Source organism: [Clostridium] colinum (genome assembly GCF_940677205.1).
In the GTDB taxonomy this organism is placed as follows: domain Bacteria; phylum Bacillota; class Clostridia; order Lachnospirales; family CAG-274; genus Tyzzerella; species Tyzzerella colina.
Genome location: NZ_OW712331.1, coordinates 553,710 through 572,895, shown reverse-complemented (window position 1 = coordinate 572,895; position 19,186 = coordinate 553,710). Strand labels below are relative to the sequence as shown.

Genomic DNA, 19,186 nt, shown 5'->3' with positions numbered 1-19,186 from the left:
CTAATTTAATTCTTTTAAAAGATTTAATAAAAACTTCCAAGTTCTATCAATAGATGAAATACTAGCTTTCTCATCTGGTGTGTGTATGTCATATAAATTAGGACCAAAAGATACTAAATCTAAATTAGGCATTTTTTTAGCAAAAAGACCACACTCTAAACCAGCATGTATTATTTGCAACTCTGGTTCTTTATTGTACATTTTTTTATACACTTCAAAACATTTTTCTCTAATTACAGAATCTTTTTTATATTCCCAAGCTGGATAGTCTCCTCTAAATTCTACTTTGCTATCAATACTATTTAGAAAAATTTCAATTTGTTCCATTATACTCTCTTTTTTAGATGCAACAGCACTTCTTATAGACGCTGTTATTTCAACAGTTTTATCCGTAGTTTTTACTACACCTAAATTTATAGAACTTTCTGTAAGTCCTTCTATATCCGTACTCATTGTTTGTGGACCATTTGGTAAAATCATAATGCTCATTATAACATTATTAAAAGATGATTTAGAAAAACATTTTTCTTGTTTATCAACCTTTTCTATTTTTAAATATAAATTAGAATCTGTATTTTGATATTCTTTTTTATAAATATTTTCTATTTCTTTCAACTTTTGATTTAATAAATCAAAATCTTTATCATCAAAAGATATTATAGCTTCGGCTTCTCGTGGTATAGCATTGTCTTTAGCTCCACCCTCTATTCTATTTAAAGAAAAATATACATCTTTATATAAAGTATTTAGTGTTCTAGCTAAAAGTTTGTTAGAGTTTGCTCTACCTTTATTAACATCTATTCCTGAATGTCCTCCCATCAAGCCATAAATACCTATACAATAAGATGGTTTGTCATTATCTTCAAAGCTTACAGGTATTTGTATATCACATTTGACACCTCCGGCGCAACCAACAGTAAAAATACCTTCTTCATCTGAGTCTATATTTAAAAATATACTAGATTTTAAGTCGCTAGTGTCTAAAGCATTTACTCCTTCCATACCAGATTCTTCACAAGCTGTAAAAATAGCCTCTATTGGTGGGTGTGCTATATCATCTGAATCTAATATAGCTAAAGCCATAGCAACTGCTATACCATTGTCTGCTCCTAAAGTAGTTCTATCTGCTTTTATAAAATCTCCTTCGTATATTATTTTAATAGGGTCTTTTAAAAAGTCATGTTCTACACCTTTATTTTTTTCACATACCATATCTGTATGACCTTGTATAGCAACTACTTTACTATTTTCATATCCTTTTGTTCCGGCCTTTTTTATAATAACATTGTATGCTTCATCTGCTCTTACTTCTAAATTTCTTTCTTTAGCAAAATTTACTAAATATTCACTAATAGCTTTTTCATTAAAACTACCTCTAGGTATTTTACTTATTTCTTCAAAAAATTGAAATACTTTATAACTTTCCAAATTAGATATATTTGTCATAAATATTCCTCCATAACACTAATTTTTAAAACTGTGAATTGGTGCAGGTATTCTTCCTCCACGTTTAATAAAATCTTCACATTTAGCCTTATTTACAGGCATTATAGGTGCTTGGCCTAAAAGTCCTCCAAAAGATACCATTTCTCCAACGTCTTTTCCTATAACTGGTATTATTCTTACCGCAGTTGTTTTATTATTTACCATACCTATTGCCATTTCATCTGCTATTATTGCCGATATTGTATGTTCATCTGTATCTCCTGGGATAGCAACCATATCTAATCCAACTGAACATACACAAGTCATAGCCTCTAATTTATCTAATGTTAAAAATCCTTTTTGAGCTGCTTCTATCATTCCATGGTCTTCGCTAACTGGTATAAACGCACCGCTAAGTCCGCCAACATAAGATGAAGCCATAACTCCTCCTTTTTTAACATTATCATTTAAAATAGCTAAAGCTGCTGTTGTTCCATGAGCCCCTGCATATTCAAGCCCCATTTCATTAAATATTTCTGCTATACTATCTCCTACTGCTGGCGTTGGTGCAAGAGATAAATCTATTATACCAAAAGGTACATTAAGCCTTTTAGATGCTTCTGTTGCTACTAATTGTCCTGCCCTTGTTATTTTAAAAGCAGTCTTTTTAACTGTTTCACAAAGTATTTCAAAATCTTTACCTTTTACTTCTTCTAATGCTTTTTTTACAACTCCAGGGCCACTAACTCCTACATTTATAACTACATCTCTTTCTGAAACACCGTGAAAAGCACCTGCCATAAATGGATTATCTCCAACTGCATTACAAAATACAACAAACTTTGCACAAGCCATGGAGCTATTGTCTTTTGTAAGATAAGCCATTTCTTTTATTATTTTTCCCATTTTTTTCACGGCATTCATATTTATTCCATATCTGGATGAACCAACGCAAACAGATGAACAAACTCTTTCTGTATTAGCCAATGCTTCTGGTATACTTCTAACAAGGTTTATGTCTGAATTTGTGCTACCTTTTTCTATTAAAGCCGAATAACCTCCAATAAAGTTTACTCCTATATTTTGAGCTGCTTTATCTAAAGTTTTAGCTATTTCAACAAAGTCTTGTTGTTTATGCCCTGCTCCTATAAGTCCTATTGGTGTAACAGATATTCTTTTATTAACAATAGGTATTCCATATTCTTTTGATATGTCTTCCCCAACAGATACTAAATTTTGAGCATTTTTTGTTATTTTATCATATATTTTATCTTTTAACTTATTTATGTCCGAATCTATACAATCTAAAAGACTTATACCCATTGTTATTGTTCTAACATCTAGGTTTGATTCTTCAATCATTTTATTAGTTTCTCGTATTTCATAATTTGTTAACATTAATATTCCTCCAAATTATATTAAATTCTATGCATACTATCAAATATATCGGCTCTTTGTAATTTTATTTCCATTCCAATATTTTTTCCAACTTGTTCTATACCTTCTATAATTTGACTAAATTTATCATCTACTTTAGATATATCAATAATCATTGTCATGTTAAGATATCCTCCAACTATATGTTGAGATATTTCTAATATATTAATTTCATTTTTAGCTAAAAAGCTACACACCTCTGCTATAATTCCTATCTTATCTTTCCCTAAAACGCTAACTATACCTTTCATTTTTATTCCTCCAAAATTTTTTAAGATTAATTAATTATTTTAACATAAATTTCAAGTTAATTCAACTTTTACTTTAATCTATAGATTTTATAATCAATAAATAACCATTTTTTATTGAAATATTAACATTTTCATCTTCCATAACATTACTTACACCTAAAGATTTACCTATATACATAGTTGCATTATCTAACGGATATTCTAACCCAGTTGTGCTTATTCCTTCCACCGTTGTGGTAAGAGGTATTAATGATAATAAATCTCCTTTTTTACCTTTTATATTAACTGTACTGCTAGTAATATTTATTTGATTATTTTTATCTATTATAGTTGCTTTTATATTAGCATCTTCAGCTTTTTTTAATAAATTTATATTAGTTAGTGTATGGTCTAGTCTTGTGCCTGTACCACCTAAAATAACAATTTCATCAATACCTAAAGATATAGAAAAATCAATGCAAAGCTCCATATCTGTTTCATCTTTTTTAGTATCAAACTTTTTAAATATTACATTTTTTGTTTCAAAAAACTGTATTATTTGAGGTATAGAAGAATCTAAATCACCTATTATATAATGTGGTATAATTCCTTCTTCAAATAAATATTTACTACCACCATCACAACATATGATAATATCACTAGGTTTTAAAATATCTTGTATACTGTTTTTTATATCTCCACTTGCTATAATTAAAGCTCTCATTAAATATCACCCAAAATTTTTAAATATTTCATTATATTGGCCTATTACATAAGTCTTGTCCTCTTTTTCAAATATATCAGACCCAACAACTATAACATTTGCTCCTGCTTCTAAGGCTTTATTAACATTGTCTAATTTTATACCACCATCTATCTCTAACTCACAGTTTAATTTATATTCATCTATATACTTTCTTATACCACGTATTTTTTCTATACTATCTTCTATAAGTTTTTGTCCTCCAAACCCAGGCTCTACCCCCATAACAAGTACTAAATCTATATATTGTAAGTAAGGTAATATTTCTTCAAATTTAGTGTTAGGTTTTATTGTCATACCAACTTTTTTATTAAAACTTTTTATTTTATTTATTATATCCATATGTTTATCTGTTGCTTCAATATGAAAATTTATAATATCACACCCTAAAGATATAAATTCATCTATGTATCGTTCTGGTTTTTCTATCATAAGATGTACATCTAATGTCATATTTGTAATTTTTCTAATACTTTTTACAACAGGCATACCAATAGATATATTAGGTACAAACATTCCGTCCATAATGTCTATATGTATATATTCTATTCCCTCTTTTTCTAATATTTTTATTTCATCTTCTAATCTTACAAAGTTTGCAGATAATATAGATGGTGATAATTTAATCATAAATTATTACTTCCTTTCTGTTAGTTCATTTAACAATTTTGTGTATCTATTATATCTTTGTTCAGATATATTTTTACCTATTTGAGCTTTTATAGCACATTCTGGCTCATGTATATGCTTACAATTATAAAATTTACACTCACCTAAAAATTCTCTAAATTCTTTAAAATAATATTGCATTTTATTTTCTTCTATAAAATCAATAGTAAGTGAAGTAAATCCTGGAGAATCTACAATATAAGTGTCTTCCCAAGCCTCTAAAAGCTCTACTTGTCTTGTTGTATGTTTACCTCGTTCTATTTTTTTACTTATATCTCCAGTTTTTAAACTTACATTAGGTAAAATAGAATTTATTAAACTAGATTTTCCAACACCTGAAGGACCTGCAAAAACAGTAACTTTTTTATTAATAAGCTCTTTTAACTCTTTTATCCCTTCATTATTTATAGTGCTAGTAAATATTAACGGATACAAACTTTCATATAATTGTTTTATCATATTAATATCTTCTTTTTTAGCTAAATCTGCCTTATTAATACATATTATTATATTTTCGATATTTTGGCTTTCTGCTAATATTAAAAATCTATCTAATAAATCTATATTAATGTTAGGGCTAATTATAGAAAATGTAATAATAGCACAGTCTATATTGGCTACTCTTGGTCTAATAAGAATATTTTTTCTTTCTAATATTTCTTCTATAATACCTTTATTTTCTTCTAATAAATCTAATTTTACATAATCTCCAACTGTTGGTATTATTTTATTTTTTCTAAATATACCTCTAACAGAACATTCTATTAGTCCTTTATTAGTAGATACAAAATATAAACCACCAACGCCTTTTATTATTCTTCCTTGTAACATATATACCTCACAACTTTTTCTTACAATAATAATTATATAATAATATTATATTTTATACAATATTAAAAATATAAATTTAAATTATATATACTTAATATATTTAATAAAAAATTTATTATTAATAAAATTTTATATTATAATTTTTGACAAATTTTATAAAATATATTACCTTTCATTTTATATCTAAACTTAATTATATACCTGTTATAAATCAATTTTTTGAATACTTGTGTATTCAAAAATAGGTATTCCTAAAATTTATAAAAATTAAAATTTAAACCAAAAACCCGTTTATAAATTTTAATTTCATAAATTAAGTCATACCTTAATTGTAATAATAAAAAAGACAAAGTCTAAATAGAGACTTCGTCTAAAATGTAAATATTAAAAATTTTTATTATCTATCCTTTAAATAAAATTATACTTTTACTCTTTATTTTGCCATTTATCAAATGTTTCCATTACTTTGTCATATGTTTTTTGAGATATTTCTGGAAGCTCATCTCCCCACATTCTTTCAACTTGTTTAAACCCTTTATCTACTGCATTACGCATTTCTTCTATTTTTTTAGGGTCATCACCTGCAATAGCTTTTGCAAAGCTTAATATTCTTTCAGAAGTTTGATTTACACCATAATAACCATCTTCAGATATATCTTGTTTAGCTTTTTCTATTGTTTTAGCATCTACAGTCAAATTTTTATAAAAATTTTTTAAATTTCCATCATAGGCCATACTAGCCATAGTTGCTTTATTAGATTGTTTTGAAAATATGCTAGATACTAATTTTTCAAAATTTGCTGTTTGTTGGTTTGCTTGTCTAACAATAGCATCTATTTCTTTTCTTTTTTCTCTATCAGAAAGTTTTACTGATACTCCATTATCTGTCGATTTTGTTTTGCTAGCTTTACTTGATTGTTTATTTTCTTCAGTATTTAATGTTTTTTCTATATCTTTATTATCTTCTTTGTTTGTATTTTTATTTGTAGTATTATAAGTAACTGAAGAACTAAAAATGCTATTTACCATACAACTACCTCCTCATATTTTTCTTATATACTATATATCGTCATATTTTAAAAAATATTAATATTAGTTGTAAAAAATTTCTTGTGCTTCAATTATTGTATTTTCATATTCAAAACTATTAGTATATGCATTTACATAAAAAGGAGTTTTACTATTTTTTATATAAAATCTATAATAAGGTAAAAAAGAAAATGTTATATTTTCGTTATCATATTTTAAATAATATCCTAAGTCTATTTGTGTTATATAAATTACTTTATCTGGTATAAGAGTTTTTATTTTTTTTATAAAAGTATATGTTGCTTCATCAGATGAACAAATATCTATTTTTTCACTTATTATATCTGGTTTTTGATAATTATTAAAATATATTTCAACTTTTCCTTTTTTGTATATCTTAATATTTAAAATATTATTAAATATTTTATATTTATTTAATTTCTGTATATAAGATACAAAAATATATTCTTCTTCTTCTTCAAACCTATCTAAATACATTTTCCCATATATTTTTTCTAAATTATCTTTATATTCTTTTGCTATGCTAAAACAATTTTTTTTATTATATGCAAAATTATCTTTTTCTTCTAAATCTTTAAAATGAATAAATAAATTATTTATTATTAAAATTTTATCTCCTTGTTTAAATATTGTATCTTCAAATTTTTCTGTTCTAATAAGATTAGATGTATTATCAAAAAAAACTTTTTGTAACATTAAGTTATCATTTTTAGTTTTTTTCATACTAATTTTATGCATAGGATAATATTTTTTAGGTAACTCTGTATATATTTTTATATTTTCTTGCTCCAAATAAGATACTATAGCTTTTTCTTGCTCTTTATCTAATTTATATTTATCTTTTAATAAAAAACTAATAAAAAATAACAATATATTTAATATTATTAAAAACAATATAGTATAGTTTTTAGCTAATTTTGTGTCCATATTTATCCTCCATATGCTACATCTTCATAATATACCTCATCTTTTACACCTATTAACCATCTAATACAAATTGGTTCATTTACATTGTTAAAATTATATATTAGTTTCATTTCATCTATATAATCATTATTTTTATTATTTAATAAAAAACTATCTATTGCTTTTATAAAAGATTTTTCTACTGTAATATAATCTTCTTGCACAACAAAGTCATAAATAATCCTTTTATATTTAGACACTATGTTATCTTCTATTGTTATTTCTATCATACTTTGCATACCTGTTTCTTCTTTCTTTTCGTTAGATAGCATAATAGGAAAATTATTTATTTTATAGTCAAAATAAAATGTTGTTTTATTTTCTTCCATTTTATAATCTTTTAAATAATATTCATTTTTTATATTCGTATCTTTTCCCAAAAATTGTAAAGCTATTTTATATGGATTACCTTGATTATCATTTAAACTACTTTTGTACTTTACATACTCTAAAACACCGTTTGGATAATATTTTACAATAATATTTTGATCATTATACGTATAAGTATTATTTATAAAAGAACTGGTTTTTGTAATAGGATTATCAAAAAATATATTTACATATTTTTCACTTTCAGATAATAAAATACCACCATCTTGTTCTAAAGGATTTATAGCTAATATATTATTTACGTTAAAGCTATCCTCTTTTGCTTTTGGTAAAAATTGATTTTTACTAAATAATGATATTCCACTTTCTTCACTAGATATATAATAAAAACTTTTTGGCTCTAAGTTATTAAATTCATTTATAGCATTTAAAACATTATGACTTAAATTATCTTTATTAATTTTTATTTCATAAGCTTCTGAAGTTTTGGAAGATAAAAAAATAGTTTTTATATTATATTTTTCACTAATAATAGGTAAAATAATTATTGTGTCAAATTCTTTTATTTTAGAAAAGTGATTTCCATTAATATTAAATATTTTACTTGCATCTTCTCCTTTAATATTAAAACTATAAGTATATATGACAGATTTATTATTTAAAACTTCATCTATGCTAAAATTATTTAAATAATAAAAATCTCCATTTTTAATACAAGTATAAATTACTTCATCAAATATCTTTTTATAATCTGTATTTGATATATTGTTATATTTTCTAATAAATTTATTGTTACCTGTATTTATTAATATACTTTCTGTTAAATATTGTGTATCTTTTTGTATATTATTATTAATAACTTTATTTCTACTTAAGTAAAAAAAGCTATGGGTTGAAAATTCTTCAAACCATAGCCCAGTAGTCTGATAAATAGCTAAAAATATTAAAAAAATTATAATAAAATTTTTCCATCTACTTAAATACATTTTACCACCTTTAAATTATTAAGCTATTTTCTAGTTCTTCCTAAAATAACAGCTTGCTCCAATTCATTTTTTATTTCACTATTTTTACGTGTAATAGATGTTTTGGCACTAGAAGTTTTATTATTTTTATCTTTAACATTTACACATATAATATTTTCACCAATAGCAAAATTTAATGTTTGACTAAAATATCCAGATGCACCAACAACTATTTTATACCTTTCAAGCTCTTTTAACTCTTCTTTCATTTCAAGAAGTTTTTCATAAACTATAATTGTAACAGTAGACCCCTCTTCGGCTTTGCCAGTTATTATTCTTGTTTTATCAAATGTAGCCTGACAATCTTTAGAAAAATCTAAACCACCTGTTATATAAAAATTACTTTTTACCTCATTAGAAACAGAGGCTGCAAATGTTAAAAAGCTATTATTAAGTATTAAAATAAAGATGGTTGACAATATTAGTATTAGTTTTTTCATAACAGTCCTCCTTTCTACTTTATATTATTATATTATACATTAATTATATTACATTTGTGTTACAATACCCTTACTTTTAATTTACATTATAATGTAATAATAAATAAAATTTACATAAATAACAAATATTTGTTATAAATTTTATAATTAAAAATTTTGGTTTTCATAATTAAATTTCAAGCTATTTTCAATATTTTTGTATTTTTTAAATATCACTTGCATAGTAGTTCCTTCTCCTACTTTACTATATGCTTTTATATCTCCGCTATGTTCTTGCATTATTTCTTTAGCAATAGATAACCCTAATCCATTTCCTCCCATTGCTCTACTTCTAGCTTTATCAACACGATAAAACCTTTCAAATATCCTACCTATATCTTCTTTTGGTATGCCTATACCATTATCTTTTATATTTACTATAAAGGTACTTTTTGTTTCCTCAATATATATTTGTATAACTGTATTCTCATAGCTATATTTTATAGCATTTGATACAATATTATTTAATACTTGATTTATTCTTCCTTCATCTACTATTACAATCATTTCTTTATTTTCAGGCTCATGTAGTAAAATTTCTTGATTTTTTTTGTTTGCTATAATTATATTTTGTTTTACACACCCAACAACAATATCATATAAATTTACAATATTAAAATTAAAGCTAATTTTACCTCCATCAAAGCGCGAAAGTTCTAAAAGGTCATCTGTCAAAAATTTCATTCTATCTGCTGCCTCATTTATAGTATTTAAAAAATCTATAGCTAATTCTTTTTCTTCTATTGCACCTTCTAAAAGAGTTTCTGTATAGCTTTTTATAGTTGTAATAGGTGTTCTTATTTCGTGAGAAACATTAGCTACAAATTCTTTTCTCATATCATCAAGTTTCTTTTGCTTAGTTATATCTTTTAAAACTATCATTATACCTTCTATAAAATTATTTTTATCTGTATATGGTATAAGAACAACCTGTATATATTTACCATTTTTATCTATTAATGTTTCTGTATTTTCATTTAGCTTTATTTTATTTTTAGGTAAGTCTATCTTATTTAAAAAATAATCTAAATTTATTTTATACAAATCTTCTTCTAAGCCCATAAGCTCGTAAAATTCTTTATTGGCGTGAATAAGATTACCTATTTCATCAAATGCTACTACTCCATCTGTCATATTGTGTAAAACTATTTCTAGTTTATTGTTTTCGTTTTCCATTTCTGATACAGTTTTTCTAAGCTCTCTTGCCATATGATTAAAACTTCTTGTAAGTTGTCCTATCTCATCTTCACCTTTAACGATAATATGTTGTTCTAAATTACCTTTTGCTAAAAGATTTGCTTTTCTAGTTAAGATAGATATTGGTGACGTTATTGTATTAGAAAACATACCTCCCAATATTATTGCCAAAACTAAAGCTATAATTACGGCTACACCTATTGTATTTGTTGTTTGAGTTAAAGTAGCTCTTATATTGCTAGAATCCATTTGAACATATATTACATATTCAACTTTATTATTATCATCAAAAATTGGATAAGCATAGCTTAACCATTCTTTAACAACAGAATTTTCATCTAATCCTTTTTTAAATTTTTCAAACTTTTCTTTTCCTGCTAATGCTGATATAACAATAGAATTTTTATATTGATATGGGCCTTGTGTTTGTGAAAAATTAGTAGCCGCTATTGTTTTTCCATCTTTATCTATTATAGCACCTTGCATATTTTGTATAAAAACTCTTTTCATAAAAAGGTCTGTAAATCCACTTTGAAAATCTTCTGGGTTTTCATACTGGTCTATAATCTGTTCTTTTATAGCTTTAGAAAAACTTTTAAGTTCTTCTTCTATTTTTATTGTTTCTTGTTTTTGTATAGTAAAAATAATAAATGTACCACTTATTATCATAACTATAAAAACTAATATAAAATATATAAAAATTAGTTTAAAACGTATACTTTTCATATCTCTTGTACCTATCTATGACATAAAATAATATCCTATACCTCTTTTAGTTATTATAAATTTAGGCTTACTAGCATCATCTTCTATCTTTTCTCTAAGCCTTCTTATAGTAACATCTACTGCTCTAACATCTCCAAAATATTCATATCCCCACACCTGAGATAATAATACCTCTCTAGTAAAAATTTGATTTTTTTTAAGTGCTAAAAATTTTAATAGCTCAAACTCTCTTATCGTAAGATTTATAGGTTCATTTCTTTTAAAAACTTCATATCTATCCAAATCTATAGTAAGTTCGCCAAAATTTTTAACATTTCCACTATTAATATTTGCTTGTTCATTTTCTTGATTTATATTAGTTTTTCTTCTAAGATTAGCTTTAACACGAGCCATAAGCTCACGATTGCTAAAAGGTTTTGTTACATAATCATCAGCCCCTATTTCAAGCCCCAAAACTTTATCTACTTCATCTGCACGAGCAGTAAGCATAATAATAGGTATGTCACTTTTGTCTCTTATCCTTTTGCAAACACCATATCCATCTATTTTAGGCATCATTATATCTAAAAGAATTAAATCTGGACTTTCTTCTTCAAAAATTTTTATAGCCATTTCTCCGTCTTCAGCACATACAACTTCATAACCTTCTTTTTTTAGGTTAAAAGCAATAATATTCATTATACTTTGTTCATCATCGACAACTAAAATTTTATTAGCCAAAAAATTCCCTCCTACTTAATTAAATTTATTTAATAATTTTTTATTATACTCTACTATTTTAAAATATTCAATATTTTAATTATATTATAATAGTTTATTAAAATAATATCCTACATTAAAAATTTTTAATTAAAAAAGATAGATTTTTTAAAAGTATTTAAATTTATAAAAATCTATCTTTTATGGTATATTAAAATAATTTAACTTTTTTTATTTTATTATTTTGATAATAATAGTTTTATAACATTTCTATAAATAATTTTCTCCAAAATTTAATAAACTATACTTAAAATAACCAAATTTTAGATTAACAAAATGTATTTTTATATTTTATTCTTAGAATAATTTAACCAATCATTACTAAAATCAAAATTAACATTAGTTTGTAAAGCTTCAAAATGTTTTTTACCACATTTTATTTTTAAATTTTCTTTAATTCTTAAATCATAGCTATTTATACTACCTTTTGTTTCTATAACAAAATAAAGTTTTTCTGTATCATTTTCTTGTCTATAAATTGCCCAATCTGGATTATAACTGCCAATAGGTGTATCTATTTTAAACTTTGAAGGAAATTTAAAAAATATTTTTACACTAGGGTCATTATCTAATTGTTTAGCAAAAGATTTTTCTACTGTTTCACTCTCATAAACTATATAATCATAAGGTGTTTTATTATTTTCAATTTTCAAAGCATTTTTATCTAAATATGCTATTATTTCACTTGTATCAAATATTTCTTCTTTTATATAATATTTGTCATTTTCATTTTTTATGTAATATATACCATTAATAATAGTTTTAGCTTGCACTTCTTTAAAAATATCAATCACTTGTTCTATAAATTTTTTAGGGTCATTATAAATTTCATCTAATCTTCCACTTTTTGATAACACTTCTAAAACTAAATTTATATGTACAGAAGATTTTTCGGCTATTTCCCATAAATCTTCTAAAGTTGGATTAAATTGTTTATATTCTATGTTTGTAAACTGTTCATACTTTTCTTCAGAATATACACCATCTTTTTCTACGTTAATATCAGCATTTTTTGTTACAATTCTTATTCTATTTATTTTAGGCATTTCTTTTATTTTTTCAATACATTCATTTTTATAGCTTTCTTCGTCTAATTTAAATCTATATTTTGTTTTATATTTTATTTTTTCCCAAAGTTCTAAAAAATCTGGGCTAACTAATACTTGTTTGTTCAATTTTACTACAACTTGCTTGTTAGCATTATTAATAGGTAACTTAATAGTAGATTTTAAAACTATATTATTTATATTGTCTTTAGCATTTTCAAATTTTTCTGGTAATTTTATATTACCTTTTTCTAAATCTTCTTTTAAAGTTTTTGTAACTTGTCCTTTATTATCTATATACTTACTATCTTTAAAACTTTGGAAAATTTCTCTTGCATCTTCTTCTGTTGTTATTTTCTCTTCTTTAGTAATTTTTTCATAAGTAATGTTAGTTAATAATTGTTTATTAAGATTTTCTATTTTTTGCTGTGTAAATATAGTTTCTACTTCCTTTTTAACATTTTCAAATTTTTCTGGAATATTAAAAAAGTTATCTTCTATATCATTTTTAATTTTTTCAGTATCAACATTTCCCTCATCATCAATATATCCTATTTTTTCAAAATGATTTAAAATTTCAGTAGCATCTTCATTTTTTATATTTACTTGCTCTATAACTGTTTGTTCATAGGTGATACCAATAAAAGATGTTATATCTATACTGCCAAATTTTAATCCTGTTTCTTCTTCTATTTCTTTTTGTAAATTTTTAGCAAAATCTTCAAAACTTTCGTTAGCTATAATATGTAAATTATTAATAGCTTTATCTTCTATACGCTCACCATTTTGATTTACACATAATCTAAGCCCTCGTCCTATTTTTTGTCTTGCGCTAAATTTTGATTTTTGCTCAATAAGTGTACAAACCTGAAAAACGTTAGGACTGTCCCACCCCTCCTTTAAAGCACTATGAGAAAAAATAAATCTTAAAGGACATTCAAAAGACAATAAATATTCTTTATCTTGCATAATAGTTTTATATGTGTTATCATCTTCATTACTTTCTCCTTTAGTATTTTTAAAATTACCTTTTTTATCTTTAGAAAAATATCCATTATGTATCTTTTCTATTGGTTGCGTAAATCTTTCTTTTAATATTTTATATTTAGGTAAATTTATAAGCTCTGTATAACATTCTTCAAACATTTTAGCATATATGCCTTTTTCTCCATCACCTAATCTATATTTATCTACTTTATCAATAAAAAATAAAGATAAAACTTTAATATCTAAATCTGTATAAATAAGTTCTTTTTCAAGGTGTTGTTCAATAGTTCTTTTGATTTGTTCTTTTTTTATTAAATCTTCATCTATATCCCCTATTGATTTTCCTAAACTTAGAGTTTGAGTATTAGCAAATTCTATATGCTCCTTATTTTCTGTACAATCTATGTTTGTAATTACATATCCGTTATATTCTTCTCTTTTAGTTATAGACTCTAAATCATCATTTTGTTTTAATATTTTTTTAGTTCTTGTTATTTTTCCATCTTTTAAAATATCTATTTCTAGCTTAGCTTTAAAATTTATACCACCAGTTACACCATTATCCATAGAAACCTCTAAAAGTTTTAAATAAGGTGTATTAAAATCTTGAGATGAAAAAACACTAGCAACAGAAATTTGTTTAACTATGCCCATTTGAAAGGCATCAACTGGAGTTAATCTATAAATAAGATTTATTTTTTCTCTATGAGTAGCAGAATACTTTAAAATAGCTAAAGGGTTAAGAGAATTTATAGCCTCCTTAGATTTTTCTGTATTATCTACAGATTGAGGTTCATCTATAATAACAATAGGACTAGTCTGTTTAATATACTCTATTGGTGTTTTAGCTAGTTTATCATTATCTTGATTTATAATATTTTCATCTTTTTTAAAAGCATCAATATTTATAATCATAATTTCAATATTGTTAGAAGTTGCAAAATTTTTAACTTGATTTAATTTACTAGAATTATATATAAAAACATTATAATTTTGGTTATATTTTTTAAGCTCATCTTCCATTATTTGAAATGACTTAAATACACCTTGTTTAATAGCAATACTAGGTACAACTATAATAAATTTTTTAAATCCATATTTTTTATTAAGTTCAAAAATAGTTTTTGTATATGTATATGTTTTACCTGTTCCTGTTTCCATTTCTATGCAAAAAGTGTTATTTTGTATGTCATTTGTAGTTTGTAACATATTTTGTTTTTGTACTCTTTGCATATTTTCAAGTATTTTTTCACTAGATATATTAATAGCATTATAACTTATATCATTAGGTATAAAAGTTGTTTGTATATCATTATCATCATAGGTTGTAGTATAATCTTGTTTAATTTGTCCATTAAACAAATTTATAACACTTTGTATAGCTTGTTTTTGAAATGCTTGTTCTTTAAACTTAATCTTCAATTTTAACAATCCTCCTTAAAAACCAGTAGAATTATTTAATCTACTGGTTTTTATTAAATTTATAAATAATTTTTAATTTCTTCCTCTGTTAAATTATAGTCTTCAGATATTATTTTTACTATTTCATCATTTGATACATTAAATTTTTTTAATGTCTTTATATGGTTAGTTACAACTTCTTTTATTCCTTCTTTTATTCCCTCTCTTATTCCTTCTTTTATTCCCTCTTTTATCCCTTTGGCAAAATTTTCTTCTGCTATTTCTTGTTCTCTCATTAATAGTGTCATATATTCTTGCCTCCATTCTTTATTTTCTTTTATTGCTTTTATTTTTTTATCTAATTTTTCTATAAATTTATTTTTTTCTTTTTCTCCTTTTACATACTTTAAAAATGTTTTTACTTTTTCGTCTTTTTCTTCTTCAAATCCTTCTGTATTAAAAAATATTTTATGTGTTTCATCTTTTAGCTCTAGCTGTTTTTTATCTTTACAATAATATCTAAATTCATATTTTGACATATTTTCTCCAAATGGGTCAAATGTACATATAAATATTACGTAGCTTTCTTTTAAATTTTTGTATGTTTTTCCTTTTTCTATTATATCTAAATCTATTAGCCCTTGATAATATCTACTTCTTTTTGCTAAATTTTTATTATTTACCACTTGCATTTCTACATTATATATTTTTTCATCTGCCTCTACATATACGTCTAGTCTTATACTTTTTGCATCATATCTTATGTCTATTGCTTTTTGTTCTTGTATATATTTTATTTCTTTTATTTTTATATTTAACAAATTTTCTAATGTTTCTTTACATATTTCCTTATCTCTCATTACTTTAGAAAATATAAAATCATTGCTTATCGTTAAGTTTTCCCATTTTTCAAAATTCATTTCTTGCTCCTTATTTATTTTATTATATCATACTTTTTTATTAAAGTCATTTTTTATTTTAACATCTTCAGCAAAAACCAGTAGATTTATTTACTCTACTGGTATAACTTTATAAATATTTTATTGCTTCTTCTTTTGTCAAATTATAATCTAACATTATTCTTTTTATTATTTCTTCTTCTTTTACTCCAAACTCTTTTAATAATTTTATTTCTTTGATTATTCCTTCTTTTATCCCTTCTTTTATCCCTTTGGCAAAATTTTCTTCTGCTATTTCTTGTTCTCTCATTAATAGTGTCATATATTCTTGCCTCCATTCTTTATTTTCTTTTATTGTTTTTATTTTTTTATCTAATTTTTCTATAAATTTATTATTTTCTTTTTCTCCTTTTACATACTTTAAAAATGTTTTTATTTTTTCGTCTTTTTCTTCTTCAAATCCTTCTGTATTAAAAAATATTTTATGTGTTTCATCTTTTAGCTCTAGCTCTTTTTTATCTTTGCAATAATATCTAAATTCATATTTTGACATATTTTCTCCAAATGGGTCAAATGTACATATAAATATTACGTAGCTTTCTTTTAAATTTTTGTATGTTTTTCCTTTTTCTATTATATCTAAATCTATTAGCCCTTGATAATACCTACTTCTTTTTGCTAAATTTTTATTATTTACCACTTGCATTTCTACATTATATATTTTTTCATCTGCCTCTACATATACGTCTAGCCTTATACTTTTTGCATCATATCTTATATCTATTGCTTTTTGTTCTTGTATATATTTTATTTCTTTTATTTTTATATTTAACAAATTTTCTAGTGTTTCTTTACATATTTCTTTATCTCTCATTACCTTTGAAAATATAAAATCATTACTTATCGTTAAGTTTTCCCATTTCTCAAATTTCATTTCTTACTCCTTATTTATTTTATTATATCATACTTTTTTATTAATGTCATTTTTTATAAAAATTCTACTTCTATTTGAGCATATGAAAATTCTTTACTTATTATATGTTTAGCTGTAACTATCTCCGACGTGTCTTTAAATGCTTTTCTGCTAAAAATCATTTTAGCTGGTGCATATTCTATTGCTTGTTCTACTATTTCTATTGGTATATTTTCTTCAAAACTAACCATAACTAAACAATCTTCTCCTATATGGTAAAATTTATATCCTCCTATGTCTAACCTATAAATTTTTTCTGTTAATGGAAAACCATTTTTTATAAGTATTTCAAACATTGCATCTACTTCTCTTCTTCCAGATATAATGCTTTTATTATTGTTTAAAAATTGTTGTAAATCTATTTCATCTGATAAAACTATGTTCCATTTTAAAAAGTTGCTTTTATCTAATTTAAACACTCTAAATCCTATGTCTAAATTTTCTGTATTTTCAATTTCTTCTTTTATTTTAGCTCCTGCTCTTCTTATTCTTTCTTTTCCTATTTCACATATATTTTTATATCCCGATTTATAAGCCTCTGTTTTTTCATCACATAACTGTGGCAATTGTACCATTATATATTTACGCTTTCCTCCGTCTTCTGCGTTTAATTGCATTACTGCGTGGGCTGTTGTTGCCGAACCACTAAAGAAGTCTAATATTATGTCATCTTTTTCTGTATATAGGTCTATACACCTTTTTATTAAATCTAAAGGTTTTGGATATGAAAATATTTTTTCTCCTTCAAAAAGTTTTTTTAATTCTTGTGTCGCCCCTTGAGAATGCCCAACTTCTTCATATTTCCACAAACTTAATGGATTAATTCTCTGTTTTACTTCTCTTAAAAAAGTTTTTATTCTAGGAACACCATTACCATCTTTACCAAACCATATTCTATTATCCTCTATAAGTGAATTATATTTTTCTACTGTATATACCCAATATCTACCATTAGGCGGAAAAACTTTTCTACCACTAGGTGTTTCTATTTCGTATAAATATTTATCCGTACCATTAGAAACAGTCATTGTACTAGATTGCCAATCTCCTCTAGGGTCATTATCTGGATTTGAATACCTGTCTAAACTTTTTCTATCTCTCGGTATACCAAAACATTCTAAATTTTGAATACTTTTACTATATATAAGTAGATAATCATGTCCCAAAGAAATATGCTTATTATCATTTTTAGGAGCAAAAGCTCTTTCCCAAATTATAGAAGATATAAAATTTTCTTCCCCAAAAATTTCATCACACATTTTTCTTAAATTATGTACTTCATTATCATCTATACTAATAAAAATAACACCATCATCTTTTAATAATGTATGAGCAAGCATTAATCGTGGAAACATCATATTTAGCCACTCTGTATGAAAACGTCCACTTGTTTCTGGATTTGATTTTCCTATACTGCTTACTATCTTTTTATAATTTTCTAAACTATCTCTATAATCATCTTTATATACAAAGTCATTTCCTGTATTATACGGTGGGTCTATGTATATCATCTTTACTTTGTTATAATACCCTTGTTGTAATATTTTTAATACCTCTAAGTTGTCCCCCTCTATGTACATATTTTCTGTATCGTTAAAATTTACACTTTCTTCTTCACACGGTATTAACGTTGCTTTTGTTCTCTCCCTTGCCGTTTTGTAGCATTCGTTTTTTCCTTTCCACGTAAATTCATATTTTTCATAATCTTTCTCGTCATATTCCCCTAATATATTTAATAGTTGGTCTATTTTTACCTTTCCCTCTACTACACACTGTGGAAATATACTTCTTAATTTTTCTATTTCTTCTTTTACTATATCTTTTGAATACCCGTCCATTTTTAATACTCCTTACTTGATAATTTTTTTATTGTGATATATTATAGTTATTTTCTAATATATGGTCAATAATCTTTATCTCATAATTATATAAGTCCATTTCAAATTTACTTTTAAAAAATAAAGAAAAAACAAATTTTGTTAAAAAATAAGTA

General features: G+C 24.4%; 16 protein-coding genes. All 16 read right to left on the bottom strand.

The window, feature by feature from the left end:
• The gene (locus NBW53_RS02840) at nucleotides 1–1,446 is read right to left on the bottom strand and encodes an aminoacyl-histidine dipeptidase (RefSeq protein ID WP_250278612.1); all 1,446 of its coding nucleotides are present in this window, start codon (nucleotides 1,444–1,446) and stop codon (nucleotides 1–3) included.
• Between the two features lie 18 nt (nucleotides 1,447–1,464).
• Nucleotides 1,465–2,823, bottom strand: coding sequence for a PFL family protein (locus NBW53_RS02835; protein WP_250278611.1), 1,359 nt, complete (start codon nucleotides 2,821–2,823; stop codon nucleotides 1,465–1,467).
• A gap of 20 nt (nucleotides 2,824–2,843) precedes the next feature.
• Nucleotides 2,844–3,113, bottom strand: coding sequence for an ACT domain-containing protein (locus tag NBW53_RS02830; RefSeq protein WP_250278610.1), 270 nt, complete (start codon nucleotides 3,111–3,113; stop codon nucleotides 2,844–2,846).
• 73 nt (nucleotides 3,114–3,186) lie between these two features.
• Complete coding sequence (locus NBW53_RS02825) at nucleotides 3,187–3,816, bottom strand: thiamine diphosphokinase (RefSeq protein WP_250278609.1); 630 nt, start codon at nucleotides 3,814–3,816, stop codon at nucleotides 3,187–3,189.
• A gap of 6 nt (nucleotides 3,817–3,822) precedes the next feature.
• Nucleotides 3,823–4,485 carry a ribulose-phosphate 3-epimerase gene (gene rpe / locus NBW53_RS02820; RefSeq protein WP_250278608.1) on the bottom strand — a complete coding sequence of 221 codons (663 nt, stop codon included), beginning with the start codon at nucleotides 4,483–4,485 and terminating at the stop codon, nucleotides 3,823–3,825.
• A 6-nt stretch (nucleotides 4,486–4,491) separates the two neighbouring features.
• Nucleotides 4,492–5,355, bottom strand: coding sequence for a ribosome small subunit-dependent GTPase A (gene rsgA / locus NBW53_RS02815; RefSeq protein WP_250278607.1), 864 nt, complete (start codon nucleotides 5,353–5,355; stop codon nucleotides 4,492–4,494).
• Between the two features lie 426 nt (nucleotides 5,356–5,781).
• Nucleotides 5,782–6,384 carry a hypothetical protein gene (locus NBW53_RS02810; RefSeq protein ID WP_250278606.1) on the bottom strand — a complete coding sequence of 201 codons (603 nt, stop codon included), beginning with the start codon at nucleotides 6,382–6,384 and terminating at the stop codon, nucleotides 5,782–5,784.
• Nucleotides 6,385–6,447: 63 nt separating this feature from the next.
• Nucleotides 6,448–7,332, bottom strand: a complete 885-nt coding sequence (locus NBW53_RS02805; RefSeq protein WP_250278605.1) for a hypothetical protein — start codon at nucleotides 7,330–7,332, stop codon at nucleotides 6,448–6,450.
• Nucleotides 7,333–7,334: 2 nt separating this feature from the next.
• Nucleotides 7,335–8,687, bottom strand: a complete 1,353-nt coding sequence (locus NBW53_RS02800) for a hypothetical protein (RefSeq protein WP_250278604.1) — start codon at nucleotides 8,685–8,687, stop codon at nucleotides 7,335–7,337.
• 23 nt (nucleotides 8,688–8,710) lie between these two features.
• Nucleotides 8,711–9,166, bottom strand: a complete 456-nt coding sequence (locus NBW53_RS02795; protein ID WP_250278603.1) for a hypothetical protein — start codon at nucleotides 9,164–9,166, stop codon at nucleotides 8,711–8,713.
• A gap of 147 nt (nucleotides 9,167–9,313) precedes the next feature.
• Entirely contained in the window at nucleotides 9,314–11,128 is a 1,815-nt protein-coding gene (locus NBW53_RS02790) for an ATP-binding protein (RefSeq protein ID WP_250278602.1), read from the bottom strand.
• A gap of 15 nt (nucleotides 11,129–11,143) precedes the next feature.
• Nucleotides 11,144–11,848 carry a response regulator YycF gene (gene yycF, locus NBW53_RS02785; RefSeq protein WP_250278601.1) on the bottom strand — a complete coding sequence of 235 codons (705 nt, stop codon included), beginning with the start codon at nucleotides 11,846–11,848 and terminating at the stop codon, nucleotides 11,144–11,146.
• Nucleotides 11,849–12,171: 323 nt separating this feature from the next.
• Nucleotides 12,172–15,342 carry a restriction endonuclease gene (locus tag NBW53_RS02780; protein WP_250278600.1) on the bottom strand — a complete coding sequence of 1,057 codons (3,171 nt, stop codon included), beginning with the start codon at nucleotides 15,340–15,342 and terminating at the stop codon, nucleotides 12,172–12,174.
• 59 nt (nucleotides 15,343–15,401) lie between these two features.
• Nucleotides 15,402–16,241 (bottom strand): Rpn family recombination-promoting nuclease/putative transposase, encoded by an 840-nt coding sequence (locus NBW53_RS02775; RefSeq protein WP_250278599.1) that lies wholly within the window; start codon nucleotides 16,239–16,241, stop codon nucleotides 15,402–15,404.
• A 109-nt stretch (nucleotides 16,242–16,350) separates the two neighbouring features.
• Complete coding sequence (locus NBW53_RS02770; RefSeq protein ID WP_250278598.1) at nucleotides 16,351–17,154, bottom strand: Rpn family recombination-promoting nuclease/putative transposase; 804 nt, start codon at nucleotides 17,152–17,154, stop codon at nucleotides 16,351–16,353.
• A 53-nt stretch (nucleotides 17,155–17,207) separates the two neighbouring features.
• Nucleotides 17,208–19,031 carry a site-specific DNA-methyltransferase gene (locus NBW53_RS02765; RefSeq protein WP_250278597.1) on the bottom strand — a complete coding sequence of 608 codons (1,824 nt, stop codon included), beginning with the start codon at nucleotides 19,029–19,031 and terminating at the stop codon, nucleotides 17,208–17,210.
• Between the last annotated feature and the right edge of the window lie 155 nt (nucleotides 19,032–19,186).

What these genes read in the sequence shown, in the direction of transcription:
- NBW53_RS02840 (WP_250278612.1), bottom strand. Translation starts at nt 1,446, where the DNA reads ATGACAAATATATCTAATTTGGAAAGTTATAAAGTATTTCAATTTTTT.
- NBW53_RS02835 (WP_250278611.1), bottom strand. Translation starts at nt 2,823, where the DNA reads ATGTTAACAAATTATGAAATACGAGAAACTAATAAAATGATTGAAGAA.
- NBW53_RS02830 (WP_250278610.1), bottom strand. Translation starts at nt 3,113, where the DNA reads ATGAAAGGTATAGTTAGCGTTTTAGGGAAAGATAAGATAGGAATTATA.
- NBW53_RS02825 (WP_250278609.1), bottom strand. Translation starts at nt 3,816, where the DNA reads ATGAGAGCTTTAATTATAGCAAGTGGAGATATAAAAAACAGTATACAA.
- rpe (WP_250278608.1), bottom strand. Translation starts at nt 4,485, where the DNA reads ATGATTAAATTATCACCATCTATATTATCTGCAAACTTTGTAAGATTA.
- rsgA (WP_250278607.1), bottom strand. Translation starts at nt 5,355, where the DNA reads ATGTTACAAGGAAGAATAATAAAAGGCGTTGGTGGTTTATATTTTGTA.
- NBW53_RS02810 (WP_250278606.1), bottom strand. Translation starts at nt 6,384, where the DNA reads ATGGTAAATAGCATTTTTAGTTCTTCAGTTACTTATAATACTACAAAT.
- NBW53_RS02805 (WP_250278605.1), bottom strand. Translation starts at nt 7,332, where the DNA reads ATGGACACAAAATTAGCTAAAAACTATACTATATTGTTTTTAATAATA.
- NBW53_RS02800 (WP_250278604.1), bottom strand. Translation starts at nt 8,687, where the DNA reads ATGTATTTAAGTAGATGGAAAAATTTTATTATAATTTTTTTAATATTT.
- NBW53_RS02795 (WP_250278603.1), bottom strand. Translation starts at nt 9,166, where the DNA reads ATGAAAAAACTAATACTAATATTGTCAACCATCTTTATTTTAATACTT.
- NBW53_RS02790 (WP_250278602.1), bottom strand. Translation starts at nt 11,128, where the DNA reads ATGAAAAGTATACGTTTTAAACTAATTTTTATATATTTTATATTAGTT.
- NBW53_RS02775 (WP_250278599.1), bottom strand. Translation starts at nt 16,241, where the DNA reads ATGAATTTTGAAAAATGGGAAAACTTAACGATAAGCAATGATTTTATA.
- NBW53_RS02770 (WP_250278598.1), bottom strand. Translation starts at nt 17,154, where the DNA reads ATGAAATTTGAGAAATGGGAAAACTTAACGATAAGTAATGATTTTATA.
- NBW53_RS02765 (WP_250278597.1), bottom strand. Translation starts at nt 19,031, where the DNA reads ATGGACGGGTATTCAAAAGATATAGTAAAAGAAGAAATAGAAAAATTA.